This window comes from Bacillus sp. FSL L8-0152 (assembly GCF_038006365.1).
Classification (GTDB): Bacteria; Bacillota; Bacilli; order Bacillales; family Bacillaceae_G; genus Bacillus_A; species Bacillus_A cereus.
In genome coordinates this window covers 322,009-337,226 of record NZ_JBBOVB010000001.1, presented here as the reverse complement: position 1 = coordinate 337,226, position 15,218 = coordinate 322,009, and the positions used below count along the sequence as shown (strand labels likewise).

Sequence of the window (15,218 nt, the reverse complement as noted above, 5' to 3'; positions counted from 1 at the left end):
TTCTTTTCCTCTCTTCCTTTTTATGATCTACGTAACAAGACTTTCGCAAAGTAGTTTCCTAAATTTTGAGCTATCTGTACGAGAATAATAAGTAAAACAACCGTTACAGACATAACTGATGTATCAAAACGTTGATAACCATATGTCATTGCCAAGTCACCAAGACCGCCACCACCGACAAGCCCAGCAACTGCAGAAAATTCAATTAAACCAACTGTCATAAATGTGACACCTAAGATTAATGGTGCTAACGCTTCTGGTACAAGGATTTCAAAAACGATTCTAATTGGCGAGGCGCCCATTGCTTGTGCTGCCTCAATTACTCCTTTCGGAACGGAAACAAGATTTGTTTCAACCATTCTAGCAATACCAATTGATGCGACTAACGTCATCGGGAAAATTGCTGCTGCTGTTCCAATCGTCGTTCCGATAACACTTCTCGTTAGTGGACTTAACGCTACTAAAAAGATAATGAATGGTACCGGACGAATTGTATTAATTATGATGTTAAGAATAGAAAAGACCCATTTATTTTCTAAAAAGTTTCCTTTTCTCGTTACATATAAAAGTAAACCTAGCGGTATACCAAGAATTGTAGCGAATATAAGGGTTACAATTACCATTAAGAGGGTATCCCCCGTCGCATCTAGTATGCGCGGCCAAAATATACTCCAATCAACTCGCATGAGCTTCTACCTCCTTCAGCTGCACTTGCAGTCTTAGATGTTGTAATGCTTTTTGAATTTCCCTCTGCTCACCTTGCAATTCTACAAGCAGATTTCCAAATAGCACATTTTGAAGTTCAATAATATTTCCGTACAGTACATTTACATCGACGTTATAGTTTTTTGCGATATATGATAGTACCGGCTGCCCTGTCTCCTCACCAGTAAATGTTAGACGATAAATTTGACCACCATTTTGAATTTTCGCTAGAACACTTTCTGGTAAATGATCATTAATAACAGAACGTACAAAGTTTTGAGTCGTCTTTGTTTTTGGTTGCGTGAAAACATCGAACAGTTTTCCTTCTTCAATAACTTTTCCCTTCTCCATTACAGCTACACGGTGACAAATTTCTTTCACAACATGCATTTCATGTGTAATAAGAAGAATTGTTAAATTGTATTCTCGATTTACTTTCTTTAATAAGTTTAGAATTTCTGTCGTCGTTTCTGGATCTAAGGCTGATGTTGCCTCATCACATATAAGAATATCTGGCGATGTCGCAAGTGCTCTAGCAATACCAACACGTTGCTTTTGTCCCCCTGATAGCTGTTCTGGATAATAGTTTGCTTTATCTTCTAACCCTACAAACTTCAGCAGTTCATTCACTCGTTCCTTTATCTCGTTCTTTGGCAATTTCGCTAACTTTAATGGATAAGCAATATTCCCAAACACTGTTCTTGAATTAAATAAATTAAAGCTTTGAAAAATCATTCCGATTCTTTGTCTTAGTTTGCGTAATTCTTTCGTCGATAATGATGTAATATCTTTATCATCTATTGCAATCGTTCCTGACGTTGGTCTCTCTAACATATTTACTAAGCGTAATAATGTACTCTTTCCAGCGCCACTAAAACCGATAATGCCAAAAATTTCGCCTTTCTCAACTGATAATGTTACATCCTCCACCGCATGAACAGATTGCCCAGCTGATTCATACACTTTACTTACATTGTTAAAAGAAATCATTTTTTCCCCTCCTATATGCTGTAAAAACTTGAAGTAGAGCTTTCGAGGTAAAATAAAAAGTGCTCTCCTTCTTATCAACCATAAAGATAAGAAGGAGAGCACTTATATGTACTCGTTCACATCTTCTCATCTTCCAAGCCTTTATATGGCTTGCTGGAGTTAGCACGGTATTAAAAAACCCGTTGCTGAGGTATCGTAGGGCCAGTCCCTCCACCTCTCTGGATAAGAATGTATCGATTTAATTGTCATTTAATTAATTCTCATTATAGAACTCAGAATAATAAGAGTCAATACATTTTTTAGAAAAATATTAATTATTCCTTTATTAAAATTTTCAGATGAAAATTCATGAGAAAATAGTAACTTTCAAGGTTATTTAAAATTCTTCTTCCTCATATTTTTAAACAGGAGAATCCTCTCTACAAATTGAATAAATTTATTTGAATATGAAACTCGGAGGCAGATAAATATATGAAAACAGCTCTTTTACTCGTCGATATTCAAAACGATTATTTTCCAAATGGAAAGATGGAATTGCGTAATCCAGTAGAAGCAAGCGAATATGCTAATCAGTTATTACAACACTTTAGAACAAACAGCGAACCTATTTTTCATATCCAACACGTAGCTATAAAAGATGACGCTACTTTTTTCCTACCTAATACAGAAGGTGTACATATTCACGAAAGCGTACGTCCACTTAGAGAAGAAACCGTTATAGTCAAACATTATCCAAATAGCTTCCGAGAAACTAATCTTCTAGAGCAATTACAGCGTTTAGACATTGAACATGTCGTCGTATGCGGGATGATGACTCATATGTGTATTGATGCTACAGTAAGGGCTGCATTCGATTTTGGCTTTCAATGTACCGTTATACATGATGCTTGTGCTACAAAAGACCTTTCTTTTAAGAACGCTACTATACCAGCTGTTTATATTCATAATACAATTTTAGCAAGTTTGAATAATATATATGCGGAAATACTTAGCAAAAAAGAGTTTGTCCAAAGAAAAAAATCCTTTTGAAAATTCAAAAGGATTTTTTTCGACTATATTATATTTACCATCTATTCATGCCCTATTTTGAGGAATTCATATTCTACTTATAAAAACCTCACTAATTATTTACATTGATACATTATCATTTTTAATATCTTTTGATTGAGTCCAATTTCCCCATAAAAATTGAATATTACATGTACGAGAAGCTTCCTTAAAACTCATTCCTGTTAATGGATAACATGTGATTTTTATACTTGCAAAAATTATAATTGCTATCATTGTTATAACTGTAATTATTATGAAAGCAACTAATAACATCCAAATTGATTGCGCTGGCCAAATATTCAATCTATTCCCAATATATACAACTACTAAATTATGCATTAAATACACACCAAATGAAAAAGCAGATAAAATTTGTATCCACTTAAACATAAACGGATTCATTGAGTAATTTCTAAAATACTCTTTTACTAATAAGAAGATTGAACCTGAAAGCATTACTTCGAATACTCTAACGTATGCCTTAAAATCCTCAGAGTATTCCCCTATTTTAACCGTTGCATACCAAGTACCCAATATAATTAAAAATGTATCTATAACGATTATGGATAGTAACAACCTTTTGGATACCTTCTTCTCATATGTCATTAAATAATAACCTATGAGGAAATACCCTATATATCCGCCTAAAAAGTTCATATCAAAATTAGGATACAACGTAAATATTGGTTTTAATTCATTTGGAACTAGTACTGCAATTGTTGGCAATAGCGAACTTACTATAAACCAAAGAATTAACATGTACTTTATAAGCTCTTTACTTAAAGCATCTACCATTTTCTTCAAAAGAGGAGAAAGAATATACAAAGGAATAATGGCATACATAAACCAAAGATGTACTGTCGCTGCTTGATTCGGCATGTATAAAATACTCTTAATAACATTTGTTATTTGTATCGGCCTTGGCGTAAAGTATAACACAGCAATAGTTGACCATATAATAAATGGCACAATTAATTTTGGCAAACGTTCTGTATAAGTTATTTTAAGTGATTCCGTTTTACTACTCCTCATTAACATCGCACCAGAAATCATAAAGAAGATAGGTACACTCGTACTAAATACAGTTGTCAGTGCATTCGTTATATGCCAAGTACCCGAACCGATATTCCCCCGTAAACTTCCTGCAGCAGTATGAAGAAACACTACCGCAAACATCGAAAATACACGTAGTACGTCAACATATTCAACATAATTCTTTTTATTCATCTAACAATCATCCCTTCCCACATAACATTTCCCCTCACCATTTTTGTCTTTTCCAAAAGTACAAATCTATTATGCCAGAATATAATAAATATTAAAACAATAATTAAAACTTAAAATCTAGATATTCGATTATAAAATCACTTAGTATACTATACAAAATCCTAAAAATAAATTTAATTTTTTTCTTATATATTTAATATTTTCCAAATCAACTACTTAAATAGAGAGTTTTTCTTCTATCTAATTATTGAAGATTCCGAAATCAAGACTCTTGATCTATGTCAATAAAAAAACACTCCTTTCAGTGAGCAAAACCGAAAGGAGTGTTCCTTGTCGAACCATAGATTTTCTTTCAAATTGTATTATACAGGAAATTCTCAAAATGAATACTAAAAAATATGACTAATACGTCAATTTTTCTCATTATTTTATTTCTGTTTACATGTTTATCCCGCTATTAATAGGTTTTAGCTCATTCTCTTCGAACGACGGTAATATATGGGGTTTCAACTTTAAAAGGAGCTCTCCACACTTTGTGAAGAGCTCCTCTACTATTTCTTATAAAGTTTCAGAAGTAGTTTTTGCTTGCATGTGAAGTGCTAAGTAATCAGGTCCACCAGCTTTAGAGTCTGTACCAGACATGTTAAAGCCACCGAATGGTTGGTAACCTACGATTGCACCAGTACATCCACGGTTGAAGTATAAGTTACCAACGTGGAAGTCTTCACGTGCTTTTTCAATATGGTCACGGTTGTTAGTAATAACAGCACCTGTTAAACCGTATTCCGTATTGTTTGCAATTGCAAGTGCATGATCGAAGTCTTTTGCTTTACAGAATGCTACTACTGGTCCAAAGATTTCTTCTTTCATTAAGCGAGCATCTTCTGCAACATCAGCAACGATTGTTGGTTGGATGAACCAGCCTTTAGAATCGTCTCCTTCGCCACCTGCTAAGATTCTACCTTCTTCTTTACCAATTGCAACATAGCTCATTACTTTATCGAATGCAGCTTGGTCATTAACAGGACCCATGTTTGTACCTAATACTGCTGGGTTAGCAACTGTTAATTCTTTTGTTAATTCAACAGCACGATTTAATACGTGATCGTATACATCTTCGTGGATTACTGCACGAGAACATGCAGAACATTTTTGTCCTGAGAATCCGAATGCTGATGCAACGATAGACTTAGCTGCTAATTCAAGATCTGCTTCTTTATCAACAACGATTGTATCTTTACCGCCCATTTCAGCGATAACGCGTTTTAACCAAATTTGGCCTGGGTTTACTTTCGCTGCACGCTCATAAATACGGATACCTACATCACGAGATCCCGTGAAGCTTACGAAACGTGTACGAGGATGATCTACTAAGTAGTCACCAACTTCAGAACCATTACCTGGAACGAAGTTTACTACGCCAGCTGGTAAGCCAGCTTCTTCTAATACTTCCATAAATTTCGCTGCTACTACAGGAGTTGTACTAGCTGGTTTTAGTAATACTGTGTTACCAGAAACTAAAGCAGCTGTTGTCATACCTGCCATAATTGCGAATGGGAAGTTCCAAGGAGAAATGATAACACCTACTCCTAATGGAATGTAAGAGAAACGATTATATTCAATTGGACGGCTTTCTACTGGAATACCGTCTTTTAATTTTAACATTTGACGACCATAATATTCCATAAAGTCGATTGCTTCTGCTGTATCAGCATCTGCCTCATTCCATGGCTTACCTGCTTCTTTTACAAGAATAGCAGAGAATTCATGTTTTCTGCGACGAACGATTGCTGCAGCACGGAATAAAATGTCTGCACGCATTTCTGGCTTTGATTTTCTCCAAGTTTGGAATGTTTCATCCGCTACTTGCATTGCTTTTTCAGCTAACTCACGGCTTGCTTTTGAAACACGACCAACAAGTTCCTCTTTATTTGCAGGGTTTACAGAAACAATTTTGTCTTCTGTAGTAATTTTTTCTCCCCCAATAATTAATGGATAGTCTTGTCCAAGATAAGATTCTACTTTCTTTAAACCTTCTTCAAACGCTAATTTGTTAGCCTCCACTGAAAAATCTGTAAATGGCTCATGTTTGTATGCTACTACCATTTTTTTTAGCCTCCCCTTAGAAAAACGTTTACATTTTACAACATTATTCTACACGATAATTTAGATTTATTCAAATATTCCTAGACTTATATTTTAAAAATTAATAAATTTTTAAAATATAATAAAAAAAAAGAGATTCATACATGCGTATGAATCTACAAAATATGAGTATATTCCAAAACATTTTTCCCGATCAATAATATAGTAACTAATAAAAATAAAGTCCTTACATATCCAACGCCTTTTTGAACCGCAAACTTCGATCCCAAATAAGCACCTAAGATCATTGATAATCCCATGATAATACCGTATTCAAAATGAATTATATCTAAAAATAAAAAAGTAATTAAAGATACAATATTACTAACAAAGTTCAAAAGTTTTCCAGATGCTGCCGCTTGAATAAAATCCAAACCAATTAATAAAAATGCAAAAATTAAAAATGACCCTGTCCCTGGTCCAAAAAATCCATCATAAAATCCTATCATTAAAATAACAAAGAAAAATATTAATGTTTTTCTTTGCGTCATCTTCTTATAGGTAGACACACTTCCCCAATTCTTTTTTGCAATAATATAAATAGCAATAAATACCAACATTACAAGTACTAATGGGCGTAAAATATCCGATGGAATAAATTTTACTACTAAAGCACCTGCAACAGCTCCGACAATAGTTAACGGGATTAACTTTCCTACAATTTTAAAATCAACTTTTCCTGATCGAATGAAATACATCGCACTCGTAAACGTCCCCATTGTTGCTGCTAATTTATTCGTTGCAATTGCCGAAGCTGGCGATAAGCCAACAAACATAAGCGCAGGAAGCGAAATTAACCCTCCTCCTCCAACAACGGAATCAATAAAAGCTGCTAAAAAACCGAATGCAATTAATAAAATAATGACTTGAAAACTTAATTCTTCCATGAACTTTACCCCTTACCCCTATTATTTACAACATTTTAAATTATAACAAAATTACATAAGAAAAAAAGCTGTTCCATAGAGGAACAGCCTTCATATTTAATCTAAAATTTTCACAAGTGGTTCATCTTGTTTTGCTTCACGTATAATAATAGCTTCTGGGCGTTCTACAGATTTAATCGTTACTTGTACTTTCATATAATTCGGGAAGTATTCCATAACAAGCCCTGCCACATATTGTGTAAAACCAATTATTTCAGCTTTTCCATTAAACTGGACAGGAATATCAAGCTTCATTTCTCTTAATTCATCATCTCTATACATACCAGTACCAATAACAGCTGTATAGTCGCCTTGGAAATAATCGCTTAGTTTTGCCTTAAAGTTGGATACTCTTGCAAGATCTTCACGTTTATTATCTGTTTTCGCTTGCTCTGATGGGAACAAGTAGTATTTCTCATTAATTTGTTTCCAATCTTCAACCGTTTCACTACCTTTTTCTACATTTGCATAAGAAACAAAGTTACCTGGTACGAGCGAAGACTTTGGAGATTGGCGATAAATCGCAAATGTTATCGGAATATTTTTTGTATCAGGTTGTTTTTGATGTATGACTTTCAAAATTTCTTGCGCCATTTTTTTCCCTTCAGCTAACATCTTTTCATCCGGGATTGCAGCTTCACGTGGATAACCATGCTCTTCGTTAAAATATTGAACAGAATTCATTGCTAATCCAACTACCATACCAACACGTTCCTCGCTGTTATCGCCTTTTTTCACATAATAATCATGCTCTAAAATATTTGAAATATATATTGGATTTTTTTTATTTTTCACTTCTAGTGATTCGGATCCCGTTCCTAACGCAGGGTTTAATCCTATATTAGGAAATTTAACTGCATCTTTTTTTAATTTGTCCTCTAGTTCCTTTTGTTCAGCATCTGTACGTTTTCTTTTAACAAGCATCTGTATCACTTGAGTATCTAGAGCACTTCCGCCTTTTAAAAAATTATCTTTCGTATTAAATGATTCTTTTGCAATTCGCATTAATCCTGTTTCAAATTCATCTATATCAAGACGACTATTTAGCCCTTGCACCACTAAACCACGTGCATTTCCACCATCAAATGGAATAGTCGTCTTATAATATTCATCCGAAATAGCGTATTTTGGAACAACTGATTGTTCTTTTGCTTTCCCCGATTTCTCAGCCACTTTTTCATCTTTGTCGGCACCTGCACTACACCCACTTACAAGTAGGCCCAGGCTTAATATCGCTAATGCTATTTTTTTCATGGTAAGTTTGCACCTCTTACTTATTTAGCTCTTGTAAGAACCTCTCTTCATTCCAAACCTCAACATTATGTTTCTCCGCTTGTGCTAATTTCGAACCAGCTGCTTCACCTGCAACAACCAAATCCGTACTCTTACTAACACTTCCTGTTACTTTTCCACCTAATGCCTCAATCTTCTTCTTCGCTTCACTTCGTCCCATAACTTCTAGCTTACCTGTTAAAACAACCGTTTTTCCTGCGAAGTAAGATTCAACATTTTGTAAATCTGCAATTTTTATACCTTTGTATGTCATATTCACGCCATACTCTTTAAACTGCTGTAATAATTCTAATACATCTTCATTATCAAAATATGTCACAACAGATTGAGCCATTTTTTCGCCAATTTCATTAATTGCTTTTAGTTCTTCTTCTGTTGCTTTTACAAGCTCATCCATCGTTTCAAAGTGCTCTGCAAATGTACGTGCTGCTTTCGCTCCAACGTGGCGAATTCCAAGACCAAATAATAATCGCTCTAACGAGTTTTCTTTAGAATTTTCAATTGCTTGTATTAAGTTTGTTGCTGATTTTTCACCAAAACGTTCTAACTGTAATAATTGCTCTTTCGTCAATGCATATAAATCAGCAAATGTACGAATATAATCTGCATCAAAGAGTTGTGTAATGACACGTTCTCCAAGTCCATCAATATTCATCGCATTTCTTGAAACGAAATGGATTAATCCCTCTCGAATTTGAGCCGGACAAGTCGGATTTATACATCGAAGTGCTACTTCTTCTTCTAAACGAACAAGTTCACTCTCACATGCTGGGCAATGCGTTGGCATACGGTATTCTTCTTCTTCACCAGTACGCTTATCAAAAATAACGTTCACAACTTCAGGAATAATATCTCCAGCCTTCTTCACAACAACGTAGTCACCAATTCGAATATCTTTTTCACGAATCAAATCTTCGTTATGTAAAGAAGCACGGCGAACAATCGTACCAGCAACTCTCACTGGCTCTAGCTCTGCAGTCGGCGTTACAACCCCTGTTCGGCCAACACTTAATTCAATGCCTGTTAGTCTCGTTACAACTTCTTCAGCTGGGAATTTATAAGCAATCGCCCATCTTGGACTCTTCGCTGTAGTTCCTAGACTTTCTTGAAGAGCAACATCATCTACTTTTATAACGATTCCATCAATCTCATAATCAAGATGCGGACGTTTTTCTTGCCATTCTTCTACATAAGCTATAACCTCTTCGATTGTTTCACATGTACGGCGATTTGGATTTGTCTTAAATCCGAGTTCACCTAAGAAATCAAGCGATTCACTGTGCGATGGAATTGTTTTTTCTTCTACATTCGCAAGACCGTACACAAACATAGATAAGTTACGCTTCGCTGCAATTTTCGGATCAAGTTGACGTATTGAACCTGCTGCTGCATTACGCGGATTCGCAAATACGTCTTCTCCATTTTGCTCTTTTTCTTCATTTAGTTTAACGAATGAACGCTTCGGCATATAAGCTTCGCCTCGTGCTTCTAACGTTACTTCTTCATTTAAAAGAAGCGGGATAGCTTTAATCGTTTTTAAATTTTGAGTAATATCTTCACCCGTTACACCATCACCACGTGTCGCCCCTTGAATGAAGCGTCCTTTTTCATAATGAAGCGAAACGGCAAGCCCGTCAATTTTTAATTCACATATATATCTTACATTCGCACCATCAATTCCTTGACATACTCTTCTGTCGAAATCACGCAAATCCCCTTCGTTAAATGCATTCCCTAAACTTAACATTGGTGACTTATGTGTTACTTTTTCAAATATATCAAGAATAGTTCCCCCAACGCGAACGGAGGGAGAATCTTCACTCATAAACTCTGGGTTCTCTGCTTCTAATTTTATAAGCTCCTGCATATCACGGTCATATTCCGCATCAGAAACAGAAGGATTGTCTAATACGTGATATTGATAATTAAATGTATTTAACAAATCACGCAGTTCTTCTATACGTTTTTTTGCTATCTCTTTTGACATATCCTCATTCCTTTCTATTGTTTCGTCACAGGTGCAAATTTTGCTAACAAACGTTTAACACCAATTGGGCTTGGGAACGCAATATCTAATTCTTTTGCATCACCTTCACCTTTTACACTTACAACTGTACCGATTCCCCATTTTTGATGGGAAGCTTTATCGCCTACTGCCCAGCCAATTTGCTCACCGCCTGTCGTCTTAGCTGCTGGACGCGCGAAAGCTGAACGAGAGCGTGTTGTGGTTGTCGTTGTCATTTTACTGCTACTTGCTGTTCTGCCTTTTGCACCAAACGAATTTTCACGCTTCGGCGCTGTTTCATTTAATGATTCCACTAGTTCTGCCGGGATTTCTGTAATGAAGCGAGACGCAGCATTCATACTTGTTCTACCAAATAAAGTACGCATTTGCGCATTAGATAAATATAACTCTTCTTCTGCACGAGTAATACCTACATAAGCAAGACGACGTTCTTCTTGCATTTCATCCTCTTCCATAAGAGAACGAGTATGAGGAAATATCCCTTCCTCTAAACCAACAATAAAGACAACCGGGAACTCTAATCCTTTTGCTGAGTGCATCGTCATTAAAATAACTTCTTCACCAGCAGTTGGGTCTTCATCTACACGATCAATATCAGCAACAAGTGCTAAATCTGTTAAGAATGCAACAAGGCTCTTATCTTCACTTTGAGATTCAAATGTTTGCGTAACAGATAAGAATTCGTCTAAGTTTTCTAAACGACCTTCCGCTTCTAAAGAACGCTCATTTTTCAACATATCGCGATAGCCTGTTTTTTCAATAACTTCTTCTACTAATTCTGTAACAGATAAATACTCTTGCATATTTACCCAGTTGTGTAATAAACTTGCGAATTCTTTTACTGCCTTTGTAATTTTTGCACTTACTCCAACATGCTCAATCTCATCAAATACAGCAGTTAATGAAATTCCGTTTTGCACACCATAATTAATAATTTTATCGATAGAAGTCGCACCAATACCACGCTTTGGCATGTTAATAATACGTGCAAAACTAATTTCATCATCTGGATTACCGATTAAACGTAAGTACGCCAAAATATCTTTAATCTCTTTACGGTCGTAGAACTTAGTTCCCCCGACAATTTTGTACGGAATGTTAGATTTAAGGAAAATCTCCTCGACCATACGAGACTGAGCATTCGTACGATATAGCACTGCAAAATCAGTGTATTTTCGTTTCCCCATTTGAAGATCGTCACGAATTTTTTTCGCAACAAAATATGCTTCGTCCTTTTCAGTTGCGGCACGATAATACGAGATTTTACTTCCAACTTGATTGTCTGTCCATAATTTCTTCGGTTTACGATTCGTATTTTTTTCAATAACAGCATTCGCTGCATTTAAAATATTTTGTGACGAACGATAGTTTTGTTCTAACAAAATTACCTGTGCATTCTCATAGTCTTTTTCAAATGACAAAATGTTAGAAATATCTGCACCACGCCAGCGATAAATAGACTGGTCAGAGTCACCTACAACGCAAAGATTTTTAAAACGTGCTGCCAAATGTTTAACAAGAAGATATTGCGCTTTGTTCGTATCTTGATACTCATCAACATGAATATATTGGAACTTACGCTGATAAAACTCTAATACTTCTGGAACACGTTCGAATAGCTGAATCGTCGTCATAATTAAATCATCAAAGTCTAATGAATTATTTTTCAAAAGACGTTTTTGATACTCTGTGTATACATCGCTCGTTAATTTTTCATATGGATCAGCCATTGTAATTTTTTTTGCATATTTATCCGCAGATAACAATTCATTTTTTGCATTACTAATACCCGCTAAAATAGAGCGCGGCTCAAATTTCTTCGGATCAATATTGCGCTCTTTCATAATTTTTTTGACTACAGTTAGCTGATCACCTGAATCTAAGATTGTAAAGTTACGATTAATACCAATACGATCGATATCGCGTCGTAAAATACGTACACACATAGAGTGGAACGTCGAAATCCAAATATCTTCTGCTTCTGGTCCCACAAGTTTATCAATACGCTCGCGCATTTCACGAGCTGCTTTATTTGTGAAGGTAATAGCTAGTACATTCCATGGTGCTACACCTTTTTCACCAAGCAAATACGCAATACGGTGTGTTAACACTCGTGTCTTACCACTACCTGCACCTGCCATTAGTAGCAGTGGTCCATTCGTTGTTTGTACTGCTTTTTGTTGCTGTGGATTTAAACCGTTTAATAACTTATCTGTCATACTCATATACGCCTGCACCTACTCTCCTTTTACTGCTTTAACTGTTTTTAACGCCGATTTTATATCATCATAAATAATATTTCCAACAACTACTGTATCAGCATATTGCGCCATTTCTTTCGCCTGTTCTGCATTAGAAATACCACCGCCATAATATAACTTGGCTTGTTTCAATTCTGCTTTTACATTTTTAACAAGTTCAACATCTCCATACGTACCGCTATATTCTAAATAAAATATCGGTAAATGTAATAACTTGTCTGCTAAACGCGCATATGCAATAACGTCATCTTCTGTTAAATCACATTTCGCATCTGTAAGCTGAGCTACTTTCGCTTCGGGATTTAAAACACAATACCCTTCCATAAAAATTTCGTCCCAGTCCATAATATCCCCAAATTCTTTCAATGCCTCATGATGAACACCTGTTACCCATTCTACTTTTCGGCTATTTAAAACACTTGGGATGTAATAAAAATCAAATCCTGGTGTAATTGCTTCTACATCAGAAACCTCTAATACACAAGGAACTGCATATCTACGAATGCTAACTAGCATGTGTAATACGTTATCAATTGTAACTCCATCACTTCCGCCTACAATAACAGCATCCGTTCCAGACTCACAAATCATTTCTAAATATTCATCGCTTAACTCCTTATTTGGATCAAGCTTAAATACATGTTTCCATCCGGAAATATCGTACATGAAAACACCCTTCCTTTTCTCTAGTTATATCTATAGTTCTGTTTAAAATAACAGTTAGTTTTTATCTTGATTTTTTAAAATAGCTATCAAATATTTTTCAAAAAGAAGGATTTAATTTCACCTTCTTTTAATGCATTCTTTCATTATAACAAAAAAAGCTACTGACACACACGCCGATTCCAACATCTTTTTCAACGTCAAATGTTGGATTACATATCCCAAAAATCACACGGGATACTAATAAGAGAAGTAGTATTTACTATTTCAATTTTCATAAAAAGGAGTGTTTTTCTAATGAAGCAAAACATCGGGACAATAAACGCTCTAATTCGAATTACACTTGGGCTTGTCCTCTTCGGATGTAGTGCAACTAAACTTGTACGCAAGCCGTGGTGCACTTGGTCTAACATTTTTCTATGGATTGGTGCAATGAAAGTTGCAGAGGGAATTGTTCGCTTCTGCCCTATTGTTGAAGCGTGGAAATTTGGAAAATACATGAATATGGGCGCATTTAAAATGCCTGGCATGAATTTTGCTGAAAAAGGACATGCTAAAGAAGAAGTGAATCAAACTTCCGCTCATGACAAGCCAAAGTCAAAGGGAAGTTATGACGCTTCTGACAAAGAGATTGAGTCAGCGATTGAAGAAATAATCCTGGCAAAACCGCTTTGAATCATTTGTCACGATGCAAGATGCTCTCAAAGGGACTTAGCTGCTGCAGTGGGCGGTTAAGTCTTCTTTATTTTACCATAAAACAGAACGTATATTCTTATTTCTAACTTTAAAATGTACATAAAAGATATCAATCAATAAATTTCAGAAAATTAGGTGCATACCCCTTGCTTAAAATGATATAAAAGTGATATCATTTTTATATCAGGAGGCGATCATATGAAAGAAAAACAAGTATTTTATGTAAATGGTTTTCTCGGTATTATTGGAATTTTGATTTTAGCTGCTATCGGTGTATTTTTCCTTGCACAAGAAATTTTTGTAGGAGCAGCACTAACTATTATATTAGCGGCAATTCTCGCTACAGGTATCGGTATTGTTCAACCGAATCAAGCGAAAGTTATTACGTTCTTTGGTAATTATTTAGGAACAATTCGTCAAAATGGTTTATTTTTAACAATTCCATTCGCATTCCGTCAAACTGTCTCATTACGTGTTGAAAACTTTAATAGTAAGAAATTAAAAGTAAACGATGTTGAGGGAAATCCGATTGAAATTGCAGCTGTTATTGTATATAAAGTAGTTGATTCTGCAAAAGCAATGTTCGGTGTTGAACATTACGATCGATTTGTAGAAATTCAAAGTGAAACAGCAATCCGCCACGTCGCAACAAAATATCCTTATGACAATTTCCAAGATGAAACTTGCATTACGTTACGCGGGAATACTGAAGAAATCTCTGAAGAATTAAAGCGTGAGTTAGAAGCGCGCCTTGAAATCGCAGGCGTAGAAGTATTAGAAACTCGTTTAACACATTTAGCTTATGCAACAGAAATTGCCCATGCGATGCTACAACGTCAACAAGCAAAAGCGGTATTAGCTGCTAGAAAAGAGATTGTTGAAGGTGCTGTGAAGATGGCGAAGGATTCAATCCATATGTTAGATGAGGAAGGCGTACTTGAATTAGATGACGAGCGTAAAGCGAATATGGTAAACAACCTATTAGTTGCCATCGTTTCAGATAAAGGTGCGCAACCAGTTATTAATACAGGAAGCCTATACTAAGGGCTATAAGTAATTATGGCTAAAAAGAAAAGCTTTCCATTACGTATTGATCCTGAATTACACGCAGTCATCGAAAAATGGGCAAATGATGAGTTTCGTAGCGTCAATGCACACATCGAGTATTTACTTCGAGAAATGGCAAAGCAAAAAGGAAAATTGAAGAAAGATAAAGATGCATGAACAAACAGCCCA

Annotated in this window: 13 protein-coding genes and 1 riboswitch; of the genes, 4 read left to right on the top strand and 9 right to left on the bottom strand. The window is 35.5% G+C overall.

The features are described 5' to 3' along the window. Positions 1–20: 20 nt before the first annotated feature. Positions 21–686: a methionine ABC transporter permease gene (locus MHH27_RS01810; protein WP_340941440.1), complete on the bottom strand. Its 666-nt coding sequence runs from the start codon at positions 684–686 to the stop codon at positions 21–23. Then, complete coding sequence (locus MHH27_RS01805; protein ID WP_000622973.1) at positions 676–1,695, bottom strand: methionine ABC transporter ATP-binding protein; 1,020 nt, start codon at positions 1,693–1,695, stop codon at positions 676–678. The genes MHH27_RS01810 and MHH27_RS01805 overlap by 11 nt, the downstream gene beginning before the upstream one ends. A 123-nt stretch (positions 1,696–1,818) precedes the next feature. Beyond that, a riboswitch (SAM riboswitch) is annotated at positions 1,819–1,924 on the bottom strand. 242 nt (positions 1,925–2,166) lie between these two features. On the opposite strand from MHH27_RS01805, the gene MHH27_RS01800 reads away from it, so the two are divergent. Then, the gene (locus MHH27_RS01800; protein WP_000844908.1) at positions 2,167–2,724 is read left to right on the top strand and encodes a cysteine hydrolase family protein; all 558 of its coding nucleotides are present in this window, start codon (positions 2,167–2,169) and stop codon (positions 2,722–2,724) included. Positions 2,725–2,823: 99 nt separating this feature from the next. Here the strand turns inward: MHH27_RS01800 and MHH27_RS01795 are convergent, their stop codons facing one another. From MHH27_RS01795 to MHH27_RS01765, 7 genes are all read right to left on the bottom strand, one after another. Beyond that, complete coding sequence (locus MHH27_RS01795) at positions 2,824–3,972, bottom strand: acyltransferase (protein WP_001035908.1); 1,149 nt, start codon at positions 3,970–3,972, stop codon at positions 2,824–2,826. Between the two features lie 558 nt (positions 3,973–4,530). Continuing rightward, positions 4,531–6,078 (bottom strand): L-glutamate gamma-semialdehyde dehydrogenase, encoded by a 1,548-nt coding sequence (gene pruA, locus MHH27_RS01790; RefSeq protein WP_000259555.1) that lies wholly within the window; start codon positions 6,076–6,078, stop codon positions 4,531–4,533. A 155-nt stretch (positions 6,079–6,233) separates the two neighbouring features. Then, positions 6,234–7,004 carry a TSUP family transporter gene (locus MHH27_RS01785; protein WP_000391979.1) on the bottom strand — a complete coding sequence of 257 codons (771 nt, stop codon included), beginning with the start codon at positions 7,002–7,004 and terminating at the stop codon, positions 6,234–6,236. A gap of 96 nt (positions 7,005–7,100) precedes the next feature. After that, entirely contained in the window at positions 7,101–8,297 is a 1,197-nt protein-coding gene (locus MHH27_RS01780) for a CamS family sex pheromone protein (RefSeq protein ID WP_000717011.1), read from the bottom strand. 16 nt (positions 8,298–8,313) lie between these two features. Then, positions 8,314–10,323, bottom strand: a complete 2,010-nt coding sequence (gene ligA, locus MHH27_RS01775) for an NAD-dependent DNA ligase LigA (protein WP_000031418.1) — start codon at positions 10,321–10,323, stop codon at positions 8,314–8,316. A gap of 14 nt (positions 10,324–10,337) precedes the next feature. After that, the gene (gene pcrA, locus MHH27_RS01770; protein ID WP_002094226.1) at positions 10,338–12,587 is read right to left on the bottom strand and encodes a DNA helicase PcrA; all 2,250 of its coding nucleotides are present in this window, start codon (positions 12,585–12,587) and stop codon (positions 10,338–10,340) included. A gap of 12 nt (positions 12,588–12,599) precedes the next feature. After that, positions 12,600–13,289, bottom strand: a complete 690-nt coding sequence (locus tag MHH27_RS01765) for a heptaprenylglyceryl phosphate synthase (RefSeq protein WP_000272109.1) — start codon at positions 13,287–13,289, stop codon at positions 12,600–12,602. A gap of 294 nt (positions 13,290–13,583) precedes the next feature. Between MHH27_RS01765 and MHH27_RS01760 the strand changes: the two genes are divergently transcribed. The 3 genes from MHH27_RS01760 (at position 13,584) to MHH27_RS01750 (ending at position 15,206) form a co-directional block, all read left to right on the top strand. After that, the gene (locus tag MHH27_RS01760) at positions 13,584–13,961 is read left to right on the top strand and encodes a YgaP family membrane protein (protein ID WP_000812340.1); all 378 of its coding nucleotides are present in this window, start codon (positions 13,584–13,586) and stop codon (positions 13,959–13,961) included. Positions 13,962–14,180: 219 nt separating this feature from the next. Beyond that, entirely contained in the window at positions 14,181–15,026 is an 846-nt protein-coding gene (locus tag MHH27_RS01755) for an SPFH domain-containing protein (protein ID WP_000660675.1), read from the top strand. A 15-nt stretch (positions 15,027–15,041) separates the two neighbouring features. Next, a complete protein-coding gene (locus MHH27_RS01750) occupies positions 15,042–15,206 on the top strand; it encodes a toxin-antitoxin system HicB family antitoxin (protein ID WP_001085171.1) in 165 nt (54 codons plus the stop codon). Positions 15,207–15,218 lie beyond the last annotated feature (12 nt).

What these genes read in the sequence shown, in the direction of transcription:
- MHH27_RS01810 (WP_340941440.1), bottom strand. Translation starts at nt 686, where the DNA reads ATGCGAGTTGATTGGAGTATATTTTGGCCGCGCATACTAGATGCGACG.
- MHH27_RS01805 (WP_000622973.1), bottom strand. Translation starts at nt 1,695, where the DNA reads ATGATTTCTTTTAACAATGTAAGTAAAGTGTATGAATCAGCTGGGCAA.
- MHH27_RS01800 (WP_000844908.1), top strand. Translation starts at nt 2,167, where the DNA reads ATGAAAACAGCTCTTTTACTCGTCGATATTCAAAACGATTATTTTCCA.
- MHH27_RS01795 (WP_001035908.1), bottom strand. Translation starts at nt 3,972, where the DNA reads ATGAATAAAAAGAATTATGTTGAATATGTTGACGTACTACGTGTATTT.
- pruA (WP_000259555.1), bottom strand. Translation starts at nt 6,078, where the DNA reads ATGGTAGTAGCATACAAACATGAGCCATTTACAGATTTTTCAGTGGAG.
- MHH27_RS01785 (WP_000391979.1), bottom strand. Translation starts at nt 7,004, where the DNA reads ATGGAAGAATTAAGTTTTCAAGTCATTATTTTATTAATTGCATTCGGT.
- MHH27_RS01780 (WP_000717011.1), bottom strand. Translation starts at nt 8,297, where the DNA reads ATGAAAAAAATAGCATTAGCGATATTAAGCCTGGGCCTACTTGTAAGT.
- ligA (WP_000031418.1), bottom strand. Translation starts at nt 10,323, where the DNA reads ATGTCAAAAGAGATAGCAAAAAAACGTATAGAAGAACTGCGTGATTTG.
- pcrA (WP_002094226.1), bottom strand. Translation starts at nt 12,587, where the DNA reads ATGAGTATGACAGATAAGTTATTAAACGGTTTAAATCCACAGCAACAA.
- MHH27_RS01765 (WP_000272109.1), bottom strand. Translation starts at nt 13,289, where the DNA reads ATGTACGATATTTCCGGATGGAAACATGTATTTAAGCTTGATCCAAAT.
- MHH27_RS01760 (WP_000812340.1), top strand. Translation starts at nt 13,584, where the DNA reads ATGAAGCAAAACATCGGGACAATAAACGCTCTAATTCGAATTACACTT.
- MHH27_RS01755 (WP_000660675.1), top strand. Translation starts at nt 14,181, where the DNA reads ATGAAAGAAAAACAAGTATTTTATGTAAATGGTTTTCTCGGTATTATT.
- MHH27_RS01750 (WP_001085171.1), top strand. Translation starts at nt 15,042, where the DNA reads ATGGCTAAAAAGAAAAGCTTTCCATTACGTATTGATCCTGAATTACAC.